At 57.5% G+C, this 21,606-nt stretch carries 17 protein-coding genes, 4 tRNA genes and 2 pseudogenes; 10 read left to right on the plus strand and 13 right to left on the minus strand.

Annotation, left to right across the window (positions count from 1 at the left end; translation table 11 throughout):
• Positions 1-45: 45 nt before the first annotated feature.
• Positions 46-1,587 carry an IS21 family transposase gene (gene istA / locus ACZ5Q2_RS16440; RefSeq protein WP_230716000.1) on the plus strand — a complete coding sequence of 514 codons (1,542 nt, stop codon included), beginning with the start codon at positions 46-48 and terminating at the stop codon, positions 1,585-1,587.
• 12 nt (positions 1,588-1,599) lie between these two features.
• Positions 1,600-2,355, plus strand: a complete 756-nt coding sequence (gene istB / locus ACZ5Q2_RS16445; RefSeq protein ID WP_432209940.1) for an IS21-like element ISSpu5 family helper ATPase IstB — start codon at positions 1,600-1,602, stop codon at positions 2,353-2,355.
• 122 nt (positions 2,356-2,477) lie between these two features.
• On the opposite strand, the pseudogene ACZ5Q2_RS16450 reads toward istB, so the two are convergent.
• Together ACZ5Q2_RS16450 and umuD are read right to left on the minus strand one after the other, a co-directional pair.
• A pseudogene (locus tag ACZ5Q2_RS16450) lies at positions 2,478-3,029 on the minus strand (Y-family DNA polymerase); the annotation flags it as partial.
• A gap of 2 nt (positions 3,030-3,031) precedes the next feature.
• A complete protein-coding gene (gene umuD / locus ACZ5Q2_RS16455; protein ID WP_230715430.1) occupies positions 3,032-3,469 on the minus strand; it encodes a translesion error-prone DNA polymerase V autoproteolytic subunit in 438 nt (145 codons plus the stop codon).
• 128 nt (positions 3,470-3,597) lie between these two features.
• Here umuD and ACZ5Q2_RS16460 point away from each other — a divergent pair, with 128 nt between their 5' ends.
• Positions 3,598-3,756 carry a hypothetical protein gene (locus tag ACZ5Q2_RS16460; protein WP_230715429.1) on the plus strand — a complete coding sequence of 53 codons (159 nt, stop codon included), beginning with the start codon at positions 3,598-3,600 and terminating at the stop codon, positions 3,754-3,756.
• Positions 3,757-3,916: 160 nt separating this feature from the next.
• On the opposite strand, the gene ACZ5Q2_RS16465 is transcribed toward ACZ5Q2_RS16460, so the two are convergent.
• The 4 genes and pseudogenes from ACZ5Q2_RS16465 to ACZ5Q2_RS16480 all read right to left on the minus strand — a co-directional run bounded on the left by ACZ5Q2_RS16465 (position 3,917) and on the right by ACZ5Q2_RS16480 (position 7,469).
• Positions 3,917-4,681, minus strand: a complete 765-nt coding sequence (locus ACZ5Q2_RS16465) for a TraI domain-containing protein (RefSeq protein WP_374787876.1) — start codon at positions 4,679-4,681, stop codon at positions 3,917-3,919.
• Positions 4,653-5,780: pseudogene (locus tag ACZ5Q2_RS16470) on the minus strand (IS256 family transposase). Before ACZ5Q2_RS16470 ends, ACZ5Q2_RS16465 begins: the two are co-directional and overlap by 29 nt.
• Before the next feature lie 189 nt (positions 5,781-5,969).
• Positions 5,970-6,046 (minus strand) — tRNA-Met (locus ACZ5Q2_RS16475).
• 97 nt (positions 6,047-6,143) lie between these two features.
• Positions 6,144-7,469 (minus strand): acetyl-CoA C-acetyltransferase, encoded by a 1,326-nt coding sequence (locus ACZ5Q2_RS16480; RefSeq protein ID WP_432210670.1) that lies wholly within the window; start codon positions 7,467-7,469, stop codon positions 6,144-6,146.
• 187 nt (positions 7,470-7,656) lie between these two features.
• Between ACZ5Q2_RS16480 and ACZ5Q2_RS16485 the strand changes: the two genes are divergently transcribed.
• Positions 7,657-9,063 (plus strand): 3-oxoacyl-ACP reductase, encoded by a 1,407-nt coding sequence (locus ACZ5Q2_RS16485; protein ID WP_432210669.1) that lies wholly within the window; start codon positions 7,657-7,659, stop codon positions 9,061-9,063.
• Positions 9,064-9,199: 136 nt separating this feature from the next.
• Here the strand turns inward: ACZ5Q2_RS16485 and ACZ5Q2_RS16490 are convergent.
• From ACZ5Q2_RS16490 to ACZ5Q2_RS16515, 6 genes are all read right to left on the minus strand, one after another.
• Positions 9,200-9,275, minus strand: a tRNA-Val gene (locus ACZ5Q2_RS16490).
• A gap of 10 nt (positions 9,276-9,285) precedes the next feature.
• Positions 9,286-9,362 (minus strand) — tRNA-Asp (locus tag ACZ5Q2_RS16495).
• Between the two features lie 50 nt (positions 9,363-9,412).
• Positions 9,413-9,488: transfer RNA gene (locus ACZ5Q2_RS16500), tRNA-Val, on the minus strand.
• 190 nt (positions 9,489-9,678) lie between these two features.
• Entirely contained in the window at positions 9,679-9,936 is a 258-nt protein-coding gene (locus ACZ5Q2_RS16505) for a hypothetical protein (protein ID WP_072677690.1), read from the minus strand.
• A 49-nt stretch (positions 9,937-9,985) separates the two neighbouring features.
• A complete protein-coding gene (locus ACZ5Q2_RS16510; RefSeq protein ID WP_374786933.1) occupies positions 9,986-10,846 on the minus strand; it encodes a DUF2846 domain-containing protein in 861 nt (286 codons plus the stop codon).
• Between the two features lie 146 nt (positions 10,847-10,992).
• Positions 10,993-11,949, minus strand: coding sequence for a hypothetical protein (locus ACZ5Q2_RS16515; protein ID WP_374786934.1), 957 nt, complete (start codon positions 11,947-11,949; stop codon positions 10,993-10,995).
• Positions 11,950-12,122: 173 nt separating this feature from the next.
• Between ACZ5Q2_RS16515 and purE the strand changes: the two genes are divergently transcribed.
• The 6 genes from purE (at position 12,123) to ACZ5Q2_RS16545 (ending at position 19,495) form a co-directional block, all read left to right on the plus strand.
• Positions 12,123-12,614, plus strand: a complete 492-nt coding sequence (purE, locus tag ACZ5Q2_RS16520) for a 5-(carboxyamino)imidazole ribonucleotide mutase (protein ID WP_061331731.1) — start codon at positions 12,123-12,125, stop codon at positions 12,612-12,614.
• 174 nt (positions 12,615-12,788) lie between these two features.
• The gene (locus tag ACZ5Q2_RS16525; RefSeq protein WP_432210668.1) at positions 12,789-13,907 is read left to right on the plus strand and encodes a 5-(carboxyamino)imidazole ribonucleotide synthase; all 1,119 of its coding nucleotides are present in this window, start codon (positions 12,789-12,791) and stop codon (positions 13,905-13,907) included.
• Between the two features lie 74 nt (positions 13,908-13,981).
• Entirely contained in the window at positions 13,982-14,560 is a 579-nt protein-coding gene (gene sodB, locus ACZ5Q2_RS16530) for a superoxide dismutase [Fe] (protein WP_432210667.1), read from the plus strand.
• A 255-nt stretch (positions 14,561-14,815) separates the two neighbouring features.
• Positions 14,816-16,876, plus strand: coding sequence for a putative bifunctional diguanylate cyclase/phosphodiesterase (locus ACZ5Q2_RS16535; RefSeq protein ID WP_432210666.1), 2,061 nt, complete (start codon positions 14,816-14,818; stop codon positions 16,874-16,876).
• Positions 16,877-16,899: 23 nt separating this feature from the next.
• Positions 16,900-17,487, plus strand: coding sequence for a LemA family protein (locus tag ACZ5Q2_RS16540; RefSeq protein WP_058091810.1), 588 nt, complete (start codon positions 16,900-16,902; stop codon positions 17,485-17,487).
• A gap of 10 nt (positions 17,488-17,497) precedes the next feature.
• Entirely contained in the window at positions 17,498-19,495 is a 1,998-nt protein-coding gene (locus ACZ5Q2_RS16545; RefSeq protein ID WP_432210665.1) for a M48 family metallopeptidase, read from the plus strand.
• A gap of 153 nt (positions 19,496-19,648) precedes the next feature.
• Here ACZ5Q2_RS16545 and gspD read toward each other — a convergent pair whose 3' ends face one another.
• Complete coding sequence (gene gspD, locus ACZ5Q2_RS16550; RefSeq protein ID WP_061331725.1) at positions 19,649-21,604, minus strand: type II secretion system secretin GspD; 1,956 nt, start codon at positions 21,602-21,604, stop codon at positions 19,649-19,651.
• Between the last annotated feature and the right edge of the window lie 2 nt (positions 21,605-21,606).

A 21,606-nucleotide genomic window follows, 5' to 3' on the forward strand; every position in this document is an offset into this window, starting at 1 on the left:
ATAACTTAACGGTACTCTGACCCTTTTCATCCGGAGATGGGCCAGATGCCAGCGAAGAGGTTATCCATGCGTAAAATCAAAGAAGTCCTTCGCCTCAAGTGGGAGCGAGGGCTGAGCAACCGCCAGATTGCGGCGTCCTGTGGCGTTAGCCGCCCCACCGTAAGCGACTACCTGCGCCGCACGGTTGAGGCCGGTCTGAGCTGGCCGTTGCCAGCGGATCTGGATGAGGCCCACCTGGAGCGGTTGCTGTTCCCGCCGCCACCGGACCTGCCAGCACAGGCCAGAGGTATACCCGACTGGCAACACATCCGTGACGAACTCACGGGCAAGAACGTCACCCTGTTCCTGCTCTGGCAGGAGTACCGGCAAGCCAACCCGGACGGTTATCAGTACAGCTGGTTCTGCGAGCACTACCGGGCCTGGCGGGGCAAGCTGGACCTGGTGATGCGCCAGGACCATCGGGCCGGTGAGAAGCTATTCGTGGACTATGCCGGCCAGACCGTGCCCGTCATTGACCGCACCACCGGAGAGATCCACGAGGCACAAGTCTTTGTCGCGGTGATGGGTGCATCCAATTACACCTACGCCGAAGCCACCTGGAGCCAGACATTGCCGGACTGGGTCGGCTCCCACATCCGGACCTTCGAGTTCCTGGGCGGAGTGCCGGAACTGGTGGTTCCGGACAACCTCCGCTCCGGCGTCAGCAAGGCCCATCGCTACGAGCCGGATCTCAACCCAACCTATCAGGACATGGCCACCCATTATGGCGTGGCCGTTGTCCCGACAAGAGTTCGCAAGCCCCGTGATAAGGCTAAGGTAGAAGGCGGTGTATTGATCGTCGAGCGCTGGATCCTGGCGGCGTTGCGCCATCGCCAGCACTTCTCCCTGGGGCAACTCAACGCCACCATCCGTGAACTGCTGGAGCGGCTCAACAGCCGCCCCTTCCGCAAGTTGCCCGGCTGCCGGCGCGACCACTTCGAACAGCTGGATAAACCGGTTCTACAGCCGTTGCCGGCAGAACCGTATGTCTACGCAGAGTGGAAGAAGGCTCGGGTGCATATCGACTACCACGTAGCCATCGACGGTCACTATTACTCAGTGCCCTACACCCTGATCAAGAAAGAGGTGGAGGTTCGCATCACCAACAACACCATCGAATGCTTTTACCGGGGCAACCGGATCGCCAGCCACCGGCGCTCAGACCAGAAGGGACGGCACACCACCATCGCCGCGCACATGCCCGAATCCCATCGCCAGGCTGGCGAGTGGTCGCCGGAACGGCTCATCGCCTGGGCGGCCAAGACCGGACCGGCGACGGAGAAGCTTATCCGCACCGCTCTGGGTGCCCGCAAACACCCTCAGCAGGCGTACCGCTCCTGTCTGGGCATTCTCCGGTTGGGGCAGAGCTACGGCGAGTCGCGGCTGGAGGCCGCCTGCCAGCGAGCCCTGATGCTGGGAAGCTGCCGCTACAAGAGCATTGAATCCATCCTCAAACACCGTCTGGATCAGCAGCCTCTGGAAGAGCAACAGGAACTGGCCTTGCCCGATACCCACGACAACATCCGTGGCCCCGCCTACTACCACTGAAGGATCTCTGACATGCTGAAACATCCCACACTGGACAAGCTCCACGCCCTCAAACTGACCGGCATGGCCGCCGCCCTGGCGGATCAGTCGGCCACCCCCGACATCACCGATCTGAGCTTCGAGGAACGCCTCGGGCTGCTGGTCGACCGGGAAATGACCGAGCGAGATAACCGGCGCATGACCAGCCGGTTGCGCCGGGCTAAGCTGCGGCACAATGCCATCCTCGAAGACCTGGATTACCGCTATTCACGCGGCCTAGATAAAGGACTGGTCCAGTCGCTGGCCGGTTGCCAATGGGTGAAGGAACACCTGAATGTGCTCATCACCGGTCCCACCGGGGTCGGGAAAACCTGGCTGGCCTGTGCTCTGGTACATAAGGCCTGCCGGGAGGGTTACACCGCCCAGTACGTCCGCCTGACCCGACTGCTACGGGAGCTGACCATTGCCAAAGGCGATGGCCAATACTCAAAACTCCTGACGAATCTGGCCAAGGTCGACGTGCTGATCCTGGATGACTGGGGGCTGATGAAACTGAGCGCCGAGAATCGGCGAGACTTGCTGGAGGTGCTGGAAGACCGGCATGGCAGGCGCTCCACCATTGCCACTAGCCAATTACCCATCGAGGAATGGCATGGCGTAATCGGTGACGCCACTCTGGCAGACGCCATTCTGGATCGGCTCGTACACAACGCCTACAAGATCAACCTGCGGGGCGAATCCATGCGAAAACAACAGGCAAAGTTGACGGCCACCGAGACTTCGGAGTAAGAAGAGAAACCCCGCGTCGCTACGCTCCGATGGGTGGCAGCCTTGCTCCGGTCCGGGTGGCAGGCTTCACATGGAATGGGTGGCAACCTTCAGCGGTTTACGCACTCAACCGGCACCCGAGCCATCAGTCGCCGTTGCCGGGCGGGGTCTGTGAGGTCTACCACGCCTCCGGTCGCCGGATACTTCTTCGCGGCAAAGTTAGCCAGCTTGGCCAGTGTTCGCGTAGGGGCAATGCCCACACAGACGGGCAAGCCGACGTTCTGATACACGGTGTTCCTGACCTCTCGGCCAAAATCCTCGAAGGACACCACCCGGTCAATGCCGGTGAGGTCCAGAAAGGCTTCGTCAATCGAGTACACGTCCACCCGTGGGGCCAGGGCTTCGAGTGTCGTCATAACCCGCCGGCTCATGTCGCCATAGAGGGTGTAGTTGGAGGAGAACACCTGGATGCCGTACCGGTTAATTTCCGTTTTGATGTGATGAACCGGCACGCCCATCTTGATCCCCAGTGCCTTGGTTTCTTTTGAGCGTGCGACCACGCAGCCGTCGTTGTTGGACAGTACCACAACCGGCGTATTGCGCAGATCCGGACGGAACAGTTTCTCGCAGGAGGCGTAGAAGTTATTGCAGTCCACCAGAGCGAAGACGGCCTGACCTCGGCCAACCGATGCCATCGCTACCCTCCCCGCTTCATTGACCGGATGACGTTGGTCACCACGCCAAACACTTCCATCACCATGTCACCCTCAACCGTAATGGGCTTGTAGGCGGGATTGCGCGGAAGGAGGCGCACGGGTGGTGGAGTCAGGTGCAATTGCTTCACCGTCATCTCGCTTTCCAGGCTGGCGATGATTGTGTCGCCGTGCCCGGCCCTCAGCGACCGGTCTACCACCAGGACATCGCCGGGATAGATGCCAGCCTCAGTCATGGACTCACCCTGAACCCTAACGAAGAAGGTGGCAGCAGGGTGCTTAATACACAGCTCATTCAGGTCGATGGTCTTCTCAACGTAGTCTTCCGCCGGCGACGGGAAGCCAGCCGAGACCCGCTCCAAAAACATCGGAATGTTCAGGCGTGAGACGGATTCGTAATCACCAAGCAGAATGCAGGACATGCTTTACACCGGATACTGTTTGAATATACAGTATTTTGGCGAGACAATATCAGCGGGTCAACCCACCATTGGGCACAACGCCCTATACTCGGAATAGTGCAGCTGTCAGGAAGGCGGGAGGAATCTGTATGAAAAGCGTAATACTGATGTTTATTGGCGGCTTGGTGGGCGGCCTGATCGGGCCAGTGACAGCGCTGGTGGGTGTGGCAGCCGGTTATGTGGTAGGGCGCACCCTGACGCATCCAAGTGCATCCAAGCCTAAGGAAAACCAGTTTCCTTGCGGTTAATCTCATCATGCCGGAGCTTTAACCCTCAACATGTTCCTGAATCAGTTTTAGCGCTTCCTCCATATGTTCAAACCGGTGGCTGCCGTCCTCACACAACATCGAATAAAAAATGGGTGTGGCCACAACGTGCTCACACCCCTCACTGTCGTTTTCACCTGCCTCATCCATGAGCTTCTATCGATGGCAGCCAATACACGTTATTTCCGAGCCGCCCAAAACCCATTGGCTGGCGCTTTCGGTAGGCCTTCCGCTGATTGTCAGCCATGGCACTCTGGGCATCGGCGTCCCGAACATAGCGGGCAAGCGTCATGGCAGGGGTGGCACCGTAGCGCGCGCCGGGGGAGGCGCAGGTCCAGATGTGCCGGAGTGCAAGCGCCGCATCAGGGTCTACCTTGTCGAGATAAGCCAGACCGTAGGCGCAGGCCTCCAAGGTCATGTCGGCGTGGTCGCACAACCTTGCGGTTGCTGTCGGCTTACCCCACGTATCATAGGTGTAGGTCTTGCCAATGTCGTGTAACCCAGGGACGAAACCGAGTTCCTGAAGCTCCTGAGGCATATCGGGCTCATTAGCCTCCGTCATGACCAGTACGTTCTTCGCAACGTCCAGGGAATGAGCCAGCAGGCCGCCGGGTTCGTTATGATGGTCATTCCTGCTCGCCGGAGCTTTCAGAAAGACTTCCAGCCTGTCACGGCGCTCCAATACTCGCTTAATGAACACCTGTAACGAGGCTGACCGCAAAGAGCGCACCGCAGCCACCAGCTGATCCAGTGCCTCCGGCTTCGGGCAGAACGTTCGTGGCAAAGTCTTAAGCGCCGGCAAGCCGGCAACATCGATCTGCAACGGCCGGCGAATATCGGTCAGCGGGGGTGTAAATAATTCTGTGTCACCGCCGGGGTTAAACGTAATCGCTGATGCGATCCACAAACTCAACCATAAACCGGTTCAACGCAGCCTTCCAGTTCCTGATTGGCATTGTCCATTTTTCGACGCGTCCATGATAGCGAGGTAGACCACCTTGCGGGCGGAGTCGTCCGTTAGGAACAGTTTCCGTTTCTTGATCGCTTTGCGGATAAAGCTGTTCAAGGACTCGATGGCATTGGTGGTGTATATCGCCTTGCGGATGTCCTCCGGATAACGGAATAGCGTGTTCAAGTTCGGCCAGTGATTGCGCCAGGAGCGACTGATGTGCGGGTATTTAGCACCCGAGTGGCTCTCGAACTCATCCAGCGCCTGCAGGGCTTCTTCCTCTGTGGCTGACTGGTAAATGCGCTTGAGGTCGGCCGTTACGGCCTTGTAGTCCTTCCAAGGCACATACTTCATCGAGTTGCGCACCATGTGGACAATGCACAGCTGGATCTGTGTCTGAGGGAAGGCCGCGTTGATGGCATCGGGGACGCCCTTGAGCCCGTCCACGCAGCCGATCAGAATATCATTCACACAGCGATTCTGAAGCTCAGTGAGGACGCCCAGCCAGAACTTGGCGCCTTCGTTCTCGGAGAGCCACATGCCCAGCAACTCCTTGTGGCCTTCAAGATTGACGCCCAGGGCCAGGTAGATCGCTTTGTTGATCACTTGCTTGTCCTGGCGGATTTTGACCACGATGCAATCCAGGTAGACGATGGGGTAAACCGGATCCAGAGGACGCGATTGCCATTCCACGACCCGCTCCATCACAGCTTCTGTGACTTTGGAGATCAAGGTGGGCGAGATGTCGGCGTCGTACATCTCCTTGAAAGTGGCGACGATCTCCCTGGTGGTCATACCCTTGGCGTAGAGGCTCAGGATCTTGTCGTCCATCGGGGGTGAAGCGGGTCTGGCCCTTCTTCACCAATTGCGGCTTGAAGCTGCCCTCGCAGTCACGGGGCGTGTTCAGCTCGTAGCCCAGATGATCGTCCAGTTCGGCATTAAGCGCCGCCTCGACGGTGATCTTGGTCAGCATCTGGCTGAACTCGTTGGGGTCCTTCTCGGTCTTAAGCGTTTCGGCTGCCTCATGTGCGAAGGCTTCCAGTTCTTTCCTGTTCATATGCCTATCCTTACCCGGCCAGGGTTCTATGATAGGCGGTTTACACAGTTTTATTTACACGCTCAACCATCAAAATAGGATGTCACAGGGATTGGCACATATGTGTCACATATACGTCACAGGGAAATTTGGCCGCCCCAGACGCAAAAAAGGCAGACCAGTAAGTAACTGATCTGCCTTTCTATTATATGGTAGCGGGGGCTGGATTCGAACCAACGACCTTCGGGTTATGAGCCCGACGAGCTACCAGACTGCTCCACCCCGCATCAAACTGGTTGTTTACCGGGTTGCCCCGATCAACGTGGCGCGAATAATACGGCGTGAAGTTGCCCCTGTCAAAGGAAATTACGGTTTTCCCGTAACTTAGCGCTCCAGAATCGCCGTCACGCCCTGACCACCCGCCGCACAGATGGAAATCAGGCCTCGACCACTGCCCTTTTCTTCCAGCAATTTGGCCAGGGTTGCGACGATACGACCGCCAGTGGCGGCAAACGGGTGGCCGGTTGCCAGGCTCGAGCCTTTCACGTTCATCTTCGCTCGGTCAATACTACCCAGCGGCTTGTCCAGGCCCAGGCGCTCCTTGCAGAAGCCGGGGTCTTCCCACGCCTTCAGGGTAGACAGAACCTGGGCGGCGAAGGCTTCGTGAATTTCGTAGAAGTCGAAGTCCTGCAGGGTCAGGCCTGCCTTCTCCAGCATGCGCGGCACCGCGTAGGCCGGCGCCATCAGCAGGCCCTCTTTCTTATCAACGAAGTCCACCGCGGCCACTTCAGAGAAGGTAAACCATGCCTTCACTTCCATATTGTTGGCCTTGGCCCACTCTTCACTGGCCAACAACACACAGGAGGCACCATCAGTCAGTGCAGTGCTGTTGGCCGCTGTCATAGTGCCGTTCTCGCGATCAAAGCAGGGCTTCAGGGTGGCCAGCTTCTCCAACGTGGTATCCGGGCGCAGGATATTGTCTTTCTCCAGCCCCGCCATGGGCGTAATCAGGTCAGCAAAGAAGCCCTCATCGTATGCCTTGGCAAGCTTCTGATGACTTTCCCAGGCCAGACGATCCTGGTCTTCCCGGGCAATACTCCATTCTTTTGCGGTTACCTGGCAGTGATCCCCCATGGACAGTCCGGTACGTGGCTCGCCATTTTCCGGAATCTCCGGCATCAGGTGGCCAGGGCGGAAACGGCCAAGAATCTTCAGGCGCTCTTTGGTGGTTTTGGCACGATTAAGGTCCAGCAGGATTTCCCGCAGGCCCTCACCCACACCGATGGGCGCGTCTGACGTGGTATCGGTGCCACCGGCGATACCGCACTCGATTTGCCCCAACGCAATCTTGTTTGCCACCAGAATAGCGGCCTCCAGGCCAGTACCACAGGCCTGCTGAATGTCATAGGCCGGGGTTTCCGGGGCCAGCCCGGAGCTGAGTACCGATTCACGGGTCAGGTTGAAGTCGCGAGAATGCTTGATTACGGCTCCGGCAACCACCTCGCCCAGGCGCATGCCCTGAAGGTTATAGCGGTCAACCAGCCCCCGAAGCGTGGAGGTCAGCAACTCTTGATTGCTGATTTTGCTGTAGGCCGTGTTGGAGCGGGCAAAAGGCGTACGGTTGCCGCCAATTACCGCAACGCGGCGAATGCCGGGCGCGCTTTTTGACGACGAGGAAGCCGATTTTGTGGTTTTAGGTGCCTGTGCCATAGCAAACTGTCCCTTTGAGAATGAACGTAGTGGTTTAATACAAGTTACCGCAGAGTCTAGCGCCTGGCGCCAGTGTCTCATTGGCAACTCTGACAACGCCATGACTGAGTTGAGTCAATCCAATAACTGGCAGAAGCTTTACCCTTTAGGCTATTTCACACTCAACTGTACCCACAAGGAAGAAATCATGTCTGACCTCTACCTGAAACTGGTGAATACCCCTGTCGGCAAAACTGCAGCGCAATCCCTGGGCTTGCCTTCGCCGGCGCCACTCAAACGCCTGAAGCGGGTTGACCAGCCGTTTATTGAAGGTGATGTCTTGATTGGCGCAGGCACTGGCGCCCGGGCTATCGCCACTCTTGGCTCCATCCTTGGCGCCAGCCCGACCGGATTGCACCATGCCACGGGCGTAGACACCCTGGCGGACTCAGCCCAGGCCGGCAACAAAGCCAAGGCCTTCGACGTGTCCGGTGAGGTGGACGGAAAGTTTTCGGCCCTGGTGTTCGATGCGACCGGCCTCAAGACCCCCCAGGAACTGCGTGCCCTGTACGACTTCTTCCACCCGACTATCCGTAAACTGGCTGCCAACGGCCGTGTACTTGTGATTGGCCTGGACCCTCACACCTGCCGGAAGGCACCCCAGGCCGCCGCCCAGCAAGCCCTTGAAGGCTTTGTACGCGCCGTTGGCAAGGAAATTGGCAAGAAGGGCTGCACGGCCAACCTGGCATGGATGGCTCCGAACGCCGAGAACCAGCTGGATTCCACGGTTCGCTTCTTCCTGTCTGCACGCTCGGCTTATGTTTCCGGCCAGGTGGTGCGTATTGGCAAAGCAGAGGAAGCCAAAGCCACCAACCCGGTGGCTCCGCTGGCCGGCAAGGTAGCCCTGGTCACTGGCGCCTCCCGGGGCATTGGCGCAGCCATTGCAGAAACCCTGGCCCGCGACGGCGCAACCGTTATCGGCCTGGATATCCCCCCGGCATTGGAGGAACTGCAGAAAGTAACCGACGCCATCAAAGGCAAGGCGCTGGCCTGCGACATTACCGAAGAAAAGGCACCCAAGCTGATTGCAGATTTCATTGAAAAAGAAACCGGCGGGGTGGATTTTGTGGTTCACAACGCCGGCATTACCCGCGACAAAACCCTCGGAAACATGCCAGAGCACTTCTGGGATATGACGATCGCTGTCAACCTGACTGCTGAGGAGTTGATCGATGAAGAACTGGCCGAGCGCAAGCTAATGCGCGACAACGGCCGCATTGTGTGCATTTCCTCCATCAGCGGCATTGCAGGCAACTTCGGCCAGACCAACTATTCCTGCGCCAAGAGCGGTGTGATCGGTTATGTGGAATCTATGGCAAAGCACCTGAAAAACGGCATAACCATCAACGCCATTGCCCCCGGTTTCATCGAAACCCAGATGACCGCCGCCATGCCATTCACCATCCGCGAGGCGGGCCGGCGAATGAACAGTCTGTCTCAGGGCGGACAACCGGTAGACGTGGCAGAAGCCATTGCCTGGTACTGCAACCCGGCTTCTGCCGGCGTTAACGGCAACGTTGTGCGGGTGTGCGGGCAGTCGCTGATCGGCAAATGATGCCGGACCTTGCACTAACCTGAACGACGAAAAACCGGGGGCATCGAGCTCCCGGTTTTTTGTATCGGGGAAGCGGTCAGACTTTCCTTCAGGCGAAAAAAAAGCAGATCCGTTTGGATCTGCTTTTCTTCACATCTGGTGGGTGGTGCAGGGATCGAACCTGCGACCCTCGCCTTGTAAGGGCGATGCTCTCCCAGCTGAGCTAACCACCCGGGAAAAAGTTGGCGGAGCGGACGGGACTCGAACCCGCGACCCCCGGCGTGACAGGCCGGTATTCTAACCAACTGAACTACCGCTCCGCATCGGTTCAACGCTGCAAATAAACGCCGAACCTGAAACCGCTTGAAAATGGTGGGTGGTGCAGGGATCGAACCTGCGACCCTCGCCTTGTAAGGGCGATGCTCTCCCAGCTGAGCTAACCACCCACTTCGTGGCCTTACTGTTCTTCAGGCTCAAAGCGGTCACTTGTTGCGCTTGGCGCTTGTTGATTCAGCATTGCTGCATCAACCAAGTGAGACGCGCATTTTAAGCATTTGGCTCACCGTGTCAAATGTTTTCCGGAAATTTCCTGAATTTTTTCTGACCCGGCATTACCTGAGCATTTATTAATCAAAATCAGGAGCTTGTGTGCCGTTTACGCCCGCCAGGAAAGTCGCGCACCTCCCCGGTTTTCTGGCCCGCCTGCTCGCCCTTCTGACGCAACGCCAACTCACTGACTTTGTCTCTCCGTTCATTCGGTATCGCCTGACTGGCCAGCGAACGGTTGAGATCATCCAGCTTGACCCTGACATCCCGCCAGGACTCTTCCAGATAGGGCACCAGGCGCCCCGCCACTTTCTCGAATCGAACTACCAGATTATCTTTGAGCGACATTGTTTTTATCTCACCGCAGTCAACCAACTCCAGTGTAGACAACCCTCGCTCAGAAAATCCACCAGCCGCCGCCGGATTCCTCTTCACGGCGCCGCTTACGTTCCAATTCCAGCTTTGCGTAATCCCGCTCCAACGCCTCCAGCTTCTGATCCGCCTCCAGGGGCTCTGTGGGGCCACCACCGAACGGCCAGTACCAGGAGGCAGACTCATACTTACCCTGTTGCTTCAATTGCTCAACCTCAAGTTCCCGCTCTTCCTCCAACGCCGCCTTTCGCTTCTTGTAATCCATGTCTTCATTGACCTCAACAATGGAAGCACCGGCATGATTCGGCGCCAGCAGGTCGCTGTTGAGGAACAGGGTGGAAACAATCTGACCAGACTGCATGGCGTAGTCACGGGTCACCAGCTGCAGATCGCCACTGGCCAGGGGATGATCCGGGTCCAGATCCGAATGGCGCCGCTCCGGCTCGGTCAGCTCGTTGTAACGCAGGTAATAAATCTTGCCGGGCTCAACCCGCAGCGTGGCATCGGCAATCAGGCTCAAGCTGAACGAATTCAGCCCCTCCAGCCCCAACAGCGGCCTGCGCATAGCGATATGGCGCTCACCGGGTTTCACCTCAAGCCAGGTGTAGCTGTTGTTGCGGATGTTGAAGTAGTGCTTGTCGTCGATGTAGACGCTGGGCGACTCGATCTCATCCGCAGCCCATTGGGAGTGAGTGCGGTAGAAGTAAAGAACAGCATTGCGCTGATCCCAGGCATCGGTGTCGATATGGACAAAGTCATGCCCCGACACAGGATGCAGGAAAGCCCCCACACTCTTGCCAATAGATTGATAGATGGTACAGCCGGAGAGCGCCACCACACACAACAGGGCGATAGCGTTCCGAAGGTAAGGCACTCGTTTTTTCATTGTTATGCACTCTTCATCCCTATCGAGTTAGCCGATGATAACAACTGCCACTCAATAGAAATGAGAGCTACCGCAAGGGATGAATACAAATCGTTACATTCACCCCCTACACCTTGGAAGCCGAGTCTTCTGGAGAAGGCAAGAGCCTAGTTTCCGGAAACCTGCGAGCGAAGCTGGTTAACCTCTTCGGACAACCGGACCAGCCGGGAAGTAAGCTGAGACCGCGACGCATCCACCGCATCAACGGTTTTCTTGAGCTCAGACAGCTGATTCCTCAAAGCCCGGACCTCGCCGTCGCCCGCCATGGAGTCCACCTTCTGTTCCAGCGCGGCAATCTGGCCTTCCATGCCACTGATCCCCAGCTTTTGCTCCTGCTCAAAGCGCCTTATCCGGCTCTCAACCACCTGGTCCACATCACCGATCTGCTGACTCAACCGTGTCAACTGCTGCGTTGCCTCCTGGTTCGCTCGCTCCAGCGAAGCGACGGAATCGTCAAGCCGCTGCCGCACCTGCGCCACATCCGCCGACAACCCCGTGCGTGCCTGCTCCAACGATGCGGTCAAATCAGACGCAGCCTTGTTTGCCTGGGCAAGCTGATCATCAACATCCGCCAACCTTTGCTGGTGCTCATCAAGCCGTTTTTTGTTGCGCTCGTTGGCAATCACCCAGAGTTTACGGATTTCACTGTCGGCTGCATCCAGGCGCTTGTCATTAGCCGCAATCTTCTCCTCCAGGGAAGCTCCTCGCTCCTGCAGCGACTCCCCGGTTTCTGATAACTCACCCTCAAAGCGCGCCAGCGCCAACTTACTCTGCCGAGCCCAGTAATCCGCCTCTTCCAGCTGCCCCTCAAGGGCTTCAATACGCTCATTCTGAACATACCAGCCGGCACCCGCGCCTGCGGCCACGACCACCAAAAAAAGCCACATCAACAACCCACCTCCCGGGCCGCCACCGCCAGACGTCTTCTCCGGTTTTGGGGGCTTAGGAGGCTTCTGCCGGTTACTGGCGGATTTACCTTTTTGCCCATCAGGCTTTCTGGGCTCGGCGCCACCAATAGGGGGCTCAGCTCTCAGCTCGTCATCGTCCGGGCGAATGGGTTCCATTACTACTCCTGAATCGGGATGGTCAAAATGTCAGCCACGATAATACCCGCACTTAACAATCCGTTAAAATGAAGCCTTTTAAAGATTACCGGAACCACGCCCGCCCTGTGTTGCATGGTAGGTAGGCAAAACATACAATGGCCGGCTTTCCAATTATCACAGGACAGTTGCATATGCAGCCGCTTGTAGGACTCATCATGGGCTCGAAATCCGACTGGCCCACCATGGAACACGCCGCCGACATGCTCGAAAAACTCGGCGTCGCCTACGAAACCCGGGTGGTCTCCGCCCACCGCACACCCGACCTGCTCTTTGACTACGCCAAAACCGCAGCCGACCGCGGCCTGAAAGTCATCATTGCAGGCGCCGGCGGTGCAGCTCACCTACCCGGCATGGTTGCCTCCCAGACCTCTCTGCCAGTCCTGGGCGTTCCTGTACAATCAAAGGCCCTGAACGGCCTGGATTCGCTGCTGTCTATCGTACAGATGCCTGGCGGCATCGCCGTTGGCACCCTGGCCATCGGCAAAGCGGGCGCCACCAACGCCGGCCTGCTGGCAGCACAGATTATTGGCACGTCTGACGATGGCGTCCGAAAGGCTGTTGACGAGTTCAGAGCAACACAGACACAAACAATTCTGGATAACCCTGATCCAAGAGATCAGTGAAGCCAACTCCCAAGGCTGGATGAGCAGTTCGGGGAAGGCTTTCCAAAACTGTGCGGAGCCATGGATGGCGGAGCCCAAGCGCCCCATGGATGGGCTTGAGCGTGTTTTGGAAAGCCTTCCCCGAACTGCTCACACCACCAATGTCAGAGCCGAAACCGTGGCAGGAGAAATTACATGAGAATTGGTGTACTTGGCGCCGGTCAACTAGGCCGCATGCTAGCCCTCGCAGGCTACCCCCTGGCCAAAGACTTCGTGTTCTATGACATGTCCGGCAGCCCCAGCGCCGGCCTTGGCGAAGTCATCATCGACCGTGACGGCCAATACCTGGACGACTTCATCTCCCGGGTGGACCGCGTTACCTACGAATTCGAACACCTGCCCGTCGCCGTGGCAGAAGAACTCGCCAAACACAAACCCGTGCATCCCTGCCCCAGGGCCCTGGAAGTTTGCCAGAACCGCGAAGCCGAAAAGACCCTGTTCGGCCGCCTGGGCATCCCCACACCCCAATGGCAAATCGCAGACAGCGCCGAGTCACTCAAAGCCGCTGCCGAAGAACTCGGCTGCCCGGTGGTTGCCAAGTCCATCACCGAAGGCTACGACGGCAAAGGCCAGGCAGTACTGAAAACACCGGAAGAAGCACAAGCCGCCTGGAGCAGCATCGGGCACCCACGGGTGATCGTCGAAAAGTTCGTCAACTTCAAACGTGAAGTATCGATTATTGCCGTGCGCGCGGAGGACGGCGACCTGGCTTTCTACCCCATTGCCGAGAACACCCACCACGAAGGTATCCTTCGTTATTCCATTGCTCCCGCGCCTGCCCTTCAGGCACACATTCAGCAAGACGCAGAGAAATACATCAAATCTCTGCTGAACGAATTGAACTACGTGGGCGTATTAACCCTCGAGCTTTTTGAGACCGATGATGGCCTGGTGGCCAACGAAATGGCGCCGCGAGTACACAACTCCGGGCACTGGACCATCGAAGGTGCCATGACCAGCCAGTTTGAAAACCACATTCGCGCCGTCAGCGGCCATGCCCTGGGCAACGTGGAAGCCAGAGGGCTTAGCTGCATGATTAACATCATCGGCGAGCATGGAGACATTGAACGCATACTGGAACTGCCCTACGCTCATGTTCACCTCTACAATAAAGGTGAGCGCCCGGGGCGCAAGCTGGGACATGTAAACATTCTGGCCGACAGCTACGAAGAACTGGTTTGGCGGGTCCGGAACTGCGCACAGTTCCTGCCCGGCAGCCCCGAGTTTACAAGTACTCTTACACCAAGGGGTTGATTTAGCTCAAATCGCCCCTATATTGCTGTGACGTACACATTCAACATAAACAGAGAGACAGGGAGAACGACCTCATGGCATTTGAACTTCCCGCACTGCCTTACGAAAAAAACGCTCTGGAACCGCACATGTCCCAGGAAACCCTGGAATACCATTACGGCAAGCACCACCAGACCTACGTCACCAAGCTGAATGGCCTGATTGACGGCACCGATAATGCCAGCAAATCCCTGGAAGACATTATCAAGAGCGCTAGCGGCCCACTGTTTAACAACGCTGCGCAGGTGTGGAACCACACCTTCTTCTGGAACTGCCTGAGCCCGAACGGCGGTGGCGAGCCCACTGGCGCTGCCAAAGAAGCGATCGAGAAGTCATTTGGTTCTTTCGAGGAGTTCAAGAAAGAATTCAACGACAAAGCCGCCAACAACTTCGGCTCCGGCTGGACCTGGCTGGTGAAGAAGGCCGACGGCAGCGTAGCCATTGTCAATACCAGCAACGCGGAAACACCGCTGACTGGTGCTGACAAGCCGGTACTGACTGTCGACGTATGGGAACACGCCTACTACATCGACTACCGGAACAGCCGCCCGAACTACCTCGAAGGCTTCTGGAACCTGGTCAACTGGAATTTCGTTAACGAAAATCTGGCCTGATCACAGAGTAGTGCCATCGGAAGCTGCCCGGCCGCTTCCGCCTGAACGCCCGCCAGGTAAGCCTGGCGGGCGTTTCTGTATCCAGATGCGACAAAACCGCAACAAATCGATACACGCCCACCCATGATTATTTGAAAAAATCGGCCATACTCCATGCAGTTGCAAAAAATCTGAACCATACTGTCGTACACGGCAGGCCTGACCCTGGCGCCGGCACTCAAGAACAATCCGGACAGATGAGCCACAAGACTCGGAATGCAAACCGCCTTCAAAGTTGAAAATCACCTGGGATACCGAATCCTGCGCTGTGTGCTGATTGTCGCCCTGTTGACAGGCATCCTGGTCAGCACCGTTCAGGTTGCTCTCGACGCCAGGCGGGTATCCATGGAACTGGAACGCCAGGCCAACCAGACCATGGCAATGGTTCGTTACGCCGCCACCCAGTCCGTTTTCAGTATTGATAACACCCTGGCCCAGCAAGTGGTTGATGGCCTTTTCGCGCTGGAGCCCATTCACCTGGCTCGCATTTCTCACCCGGATGGCGACCAATTGGGCGGCCGGCTCAGGCCACTGCAAGACCGGGCATTCCGCCCCATTACCGACCCCATTTTCGGCAGCATTCGTGAATACCGCGAAAGCCTGCACCGAGGCACCAGCCCAGACACGATCTACGGCTACCTTGAAGTGCACTACGACACTGCCCCTATCGCTGAGAACTGGCTGAACCGCGCATTGATCACCTTTGGTTCGAGCATTGCACTGGCACTGATTCTGGGCCTTGTACTGTTCGTGGTGTTCCATCTGGTGCTTACCCGCCCCCTTTTACGCATTGTGCAATCCGTTCGCAAAGTCGACCCGGCACGGCCCGACGACCGGCTGATTGCGGTTCCGGACGGACATCGGGCAGACGAGCTTGGGCTATGGGTGAACGCCACCAATAATCTTCTGGTCTCTATCGCTGAGAGCCAGAAAAGGCATCAGGAAGCCGAAGATCGGGTCAACCGCCTGGCACGCTATGACACTCTGACCGGGCTGCCCAGCCGCGATGCATTCATGGAAGACCTGCAACACGACATCGTGTCTGCCAGGGAATCCCATGGCACACTGGCATTGATGGTTTGCGGCATTGATGACTTCAAATCCGTGAACGAACAGTGCGGCTTCCGAACTGGCGACACCATATTGCAGACGGTCGCCAGTCGCCTGACCGCCAACCTGCCTTCGGAACGGTTCAGTGTTGCCCGGCTGGGCAGCGACCAGTTTGTCGTTGTCGAGAAGCGGCTTCGCGATGGATTTCAGGCAGCCGATACCGCCGAAAAGATTCTGGGCAGCTTCGCCACCCCGATCAACGCCGGCAACCATCGCATATCCATGACGGCTACCCTGGGTATTGCCCTGTTCCCCTCCGATGCTGACCAGGCCGACCGGCTTCTGCAAAGCGCCGAACAGACCATGGCACTGGCCAAACAGAACGGACACAATCATTTCCAGTTCTACGTTGCCAGCATTGATCAGGAGATCCGGGAGCGCAAACAGCTTGAGAAAGACCTGAGTAACGCACTGGCAAACCACGAGTTCCATCTGGTTTACCAGCCTCAGATCAACCTCGAGACCAAACGCGTCATCGGTGCCGAAGCACTGCTGCGCTGGGAACATCCCGAGCGAGGCATGATTCCCCCTGATCACTTCATCCCCGTTGCCGAGTCCAATGGCGCCATCGTCGAGATTGGCCAATGGGTACTGGACCAGGCCTGCTGGCAAGCCGCCCGATGGGCCAGTGAAGGCTCACCCCTCAGAATTGCGGTGAACCTGTCTGCGGTTCAGCTTCGCCAGGAATCCATTGTCGATGACATCCTGAACACCCTGAAACGCCACAACATTCCCGCCGGCCGGCTAGAGCTTGAGGTCACCGAAACCAGCTTCATGACCAATCTCAGCGATGCCGTGGCCAAGTTGCATCGCCTGCATCGGGCAGGCATCAGCATCGCGGTGGACGATTTTGGCACCGGATACTCGTCTCTCACCTACCTGAAGCAGATGCCGGTTCAGCACCTGAAAATCGACAAGCAGTTCATTCGGGACTTGCTGATCAATGAGGAAGACACACGAATTGCCAACACCATCATTGACCTTGGCAAAAGTCTGAACCTCACCGTCGTGGCCGAAGGGGTTGAAACCGCCGAACAAGAGTACTATCTGAGCCAGCGTGGCTGTAAACTGGCTCAGGGGTACTTTTTCAGCAAGCCACTGCCACCCAAGGAATTTGAGACGTTTGTACAGACTTTCCATGCCCGTATCGTGGAAAATAACGCCTGAACCTTTCATCCTGAGGAGTAGTCATGGGAACGACCGTCATCGGCCTTGTTGTTATTGCCGTTGTCATACTGTACCTGGTGTTTATCTACAACAACCTGGTATCGCTGCGTAATCAGTTCAAGAATGGCTTTGCGCAGATTGATGTGCAGCTACAACGCCGCCATGACCTGATTCCCAACCTGGTGGAAGCCGCCAAAGCCTACCTCGTTCACGAAAAATCCACGCTGACCCAGGTGATGGAAGCCCGCAACAACGCCGTCAGCGCCCAGAAAGACGCGGCGAAAGACCCGGGGGACGGCACCAAAATACAGCGATTGGGCAGTGCCGAGAACCTGCTGACCAAAGCCCTGGCAAACTTCTACGCCGTTTCTGAAAACTACCCGGAACTGAAAGCCAACGAAACCATCCAGCAACTGATGGAAGAGCTCTCCAGCACCGAAAACCGGGTGGCCTTTGCCCGCCAGGCCTACAATGACGGCGTGATGACCTACAACATTTTCCGCGAGAAGTTCCCGAATAATATTGTTGCCGGCATGTTTGCCTTCAAGGAAACCGCCCAGCTGCAACTGGAAACCCCGGAAGCGCGCCAGGTACCAAAAGTCAGCTTCTGAGGCCTGAATCATGGCAAACCCCGGTTTCTTCCAGCGCCAGGCCCATGCCCGGCGCAATACCGGCCTGTTAATCGTCCTGTTTCTGACAGCCGTCACATTGATTACCCTGGCTGTTTGCCTGGTCGGGTATCTGGTCACCCGCAGCCAAACCTCGGCTCTACCCTTCCATTACTGGCTCACCTCCAGCCACGGACTCACCACCGCACTTGCGGTGGTGTTGCTTATAGGGGTCGGCTCGCTGGTTCGCTGGGCAGACCTGGCCGGTGGCGGTAGCCGGGTGGCCAAAATGGTGGGCGCCCGGCCGATTGAGCCCGACACCAACGATCCTGAAGAACGCAAGCTTCGCAACATCGTGGAGGAAATGGCCATCGCCAGTGGCGTGCCCGTGCCAGACCTTTACGTGATGGACAACGAAACCAGCATCAACGCCTTTGTGGCCGGCTACACGCCTGGTGAGGCCGTTATGGTGGTTACCCACGGCGCACTTACCCACCTCACCAGAGACGAGCTTCAGGGCGTGGTGGGGCACGAGTTCAGCCATATATTGAATGGCGATATGCGCATTAACGTCCGGCTGATTGCGCTGCTGGCCGGCATTCTGATGCTTGGTCAGATTGGCCAGTTCCTGCTTCGGGCAGGTTTCTACAGCGGCGGCCGAAGCCGAAATCGGGATGGCCGTGCGCAGGCTGCAATGGGCCTGATCGGTTTGGCCCTGATGATCATCGGCTATGTGGGTGTGTTCTTCGGCCGGCTGATTCAGGCAGCGGTATCCCGGCAAAGAGAAATGCTGGCAGACGCCTCCTCCGTACAATTTACCCGTAACCCCGAGGGCATAGGCAGCGCCCTGTTCAAAATTGGCATTAAGGGCGGCTACCTGGACACCACCAGCCATGCCAGCGATATGAACCACATGTGTTTTGGTGAGTCGGCACGGATGAAGTTCAGTTCTCTTCTCGCCTCCCACCCACCCATCAACGAACGCATCAATGCCATCCAGCCGGGTATGCTGGCACGCTTACGCAGCCGCCTGCGAGACACTGAACCAGGCCAAAAACTTCGCCAGGACACCTCAAAGACTGCCGGCAAAGCGGGCCTGAACGACCTGGTCAATCAGGTTGTGGCGCCTGCAAGGGGCCGTGGCAGCTCATCACCGGTGCGCTCTTCCCTGGCACCCGATACGCCACAGGCGGCTGAAAAGCTGTCCACACGGGTAGGCACCGTCAGCGCCCAGAGCGAAGCCTTTGCTGTCCAGCTTCTGGAACAATTGCCATCCACCTTCCGTAACCTGCTCTACACCCGCGCCGGCGCAATTCAGCTGTGCTATGCCCTGCTGATCTTTGATCTTTCGCCGAGCATCCAGAAACAACGGCTGGCGCTGTTAACCGATCACCCGCTACTGGGGGCGCAGCCAGACCTGCTGGACAAGATGCTGCCATCCCTGGCAAGACTGGGTGAAACTGCACGCTTTCCGGTACTGGAATTGGCCATGCCGGCATTGCGGAAGCTGGACCCGGACGAACGCGACGCCCTGCTTGAAAACGTTCAGAAGCTGGTTGCAGCCGACAACCGGGTAAGCCTGTTCGAGCTGGCCCTGACCACCTTCCTGAACCGGCATCTCGGGCTTGGCGCAGAACAGGTTGTACCGGTCAAATACAGGAACTATCGCCAGGTGATACCGGCCCTGCGGCGCCTGCTCAGCCTGTTCGCCCGCGCCGGCACCGACACCCCTGAGGACGCCGACAAACTGTATCTTGAAGCCATGGCCGGCTTTGGTACCGGTCAGGAAGAAAGCAGAGCCGGGAAGGTGTCCATGCGAGAACTGAGAGAAGCGCTGGAAATACTGAATCGGCTGTCGCCGCTACTGAAGCCCGCCGTCATCGACGCCTGCGGCTACTGCGTGACCCACGATGGCAAGGTGGATGTTCGGGAGTATGAATTAATGCGGCTGGTGGCAGATCAGCTGGATTGCCCGATGCCTCTAAGGGGTCTGTCCCCCAACGGGGACTGACCCACCTTTGCCCGTCTGTTGCACCCAAGTCTAACCACGTACCTAGCCTGCCAAAATGGGTCAGTCCCCATGCGGGGACAGACCCTGAGGGACAGACCCTTTAACTAAGTGCTTGGATTCCAAAATGGGTCAGTCCCCGTTCGGGGACAGACCCTATTGCCTACGCCCCTGGAACAGCATATCCACCGAGGGCTGGTCTTCCGGGGCGGGCAGGCCGAGCTTTTCGCGGACTTCAAGGTTTACGTCCCACAGCTGGTTAAACTTCTCGGTAGTGGCAGCCACGCTCTCGTCTTTACCGAGCATAATGGTCGGCCTCAGGAAGACCAGCAGGTTGCGCTTGATGCGGGTTTCAGATTCCGATGAGAACAGGCGCCCAAGCAACGGGATATCCCCTAGCAGCGGCACCTTACTCTTGTTGACCTGGAAGTCATCCTTGATCAGCCCGCCCAGAACCACGGTTTCACCATCATCGGCGAGCACAGTGGTTTTGATCTCACGTTTGTTAGTGATCAAATCGGAGGCGCCGGAGACCGTCGTGGTAGAGATATCCTCGGTGGTCTGCTCGACCACCAGCCGAACCAGGCCGTCGGCACTGATGGTCGGTGTTACTTTCAGGGAAAGTCCCACATCACGGCGCTCAATGGTGGTAAACGGGTTGGTGGTTCCATCACCGGTGACCGTCGACTGCCCTGTCCGGAACGGCACGTTCTGGCCCACAATAATCTCGGATTCCTGATTATCCAGGGTAATGATGCTCGGTGTCGAAAGCAGGTTGGCGGCGGATGAGGAAGACAGCGCCTGAATCAGAATCCCCCAGGTGAGACCGTCCCGATCCCGCTGGCCAGCGCCAACGGTAATGCCGCCCCCCAACTGCGGCAGGGTATCGCCTACCAGCGCACCAATCACCGAGTTCAGCCCCAGCATGCCCTCACCACTGGTAAGGTTAGTGCCCATTACCGGGAAAGCGTTGGCAGACTCATCACCAGCCGCCAGTTGGACACCCAACTGATCTCCCAGCTCGTCACTGATCTCGACAATCGCCGCTTCAATCATCACCTGAGCCCGGCGCACATCCAGAGCGGCCACAATTTGCTCGGCTTCCTGCATCAACGACGGCTCGCCACGGACAACCAGCGCATTCAAACCTTCATCGGCGAACACCGAGAAGCTTGCGGAACGGCTACCCGATGAGCCACTGCCCCCGGAGCCACTGCCGGTACTCGATTCCCGCACCACTTCGCCCATCACGCCCTTTAGAATTTCGGTCAGGGCTTTGGAGTCAGCGTGCTTGAGTCGGATGACTTTTGTCGTGCCGCCAGTTGCCGAGGGCTGATCAAGCTGACGAATCAAGCCCCGCATTTTGTCACGAAAAGTCTCGTCGCCCCTGAGAATCAGCCGATTGCTCCGCTCATCCGCCGTCACGCTGTACTTTCTCGCGGAACTGTCACCGCTGCCACGACGCAATTCATCGGGCGCGAGCTCCTGCAGGAGTTTGACCATATCACCCACCCAGGCTTCCCTGAGCTGGATAACTTCAACCTCGTATTTGGAAGGGCTGTCGAGTTCGCGAACAATCTGCTCAATTCGCTGAATGTTCGATGAATGATCACTGACAATCAGGGCATTTGCCGCAGCCACACCGGCCAGATGTCCATACTTGGCCACCAGCGGCCGCAGGATCGGCACCAACTCCAGGGCATTGGCATTATCAATCTGGATAACCCGGGTAATCAGCTGTTCAGATGGGGTAACCTCGAATCGATCCAGAATCTCGGCAGACTGCTTTGCATCCACCTGCTGGATAATCTTGATGACTTCTTCCCCGGGAATGGCGGTGAAACCGTGCACATTCAATACCGCCAGAAACAGATCATAGATTTCGTGCTTGTTCATGGGCGCACTGGACAGCACGGTCACCTTACCCTTTACCCTGGGGTCCACCACAAAACTGTACCCAGTAATATCCGCCACCTGAGTGACAAAGGCCCGGATGTCCGCATCCTTGAGGTTCAACCGCCAGGTTTCATCCTGTGCCTGAGCCACCGATAGGATCGGCAACAGCAGAAGAAACACGAGGGTCCGGAGTACGTTGGTCTTGTGGTTATACATCT

Source organism: Marinobacter alkaliphilus, from assembly GCF_055394375.1.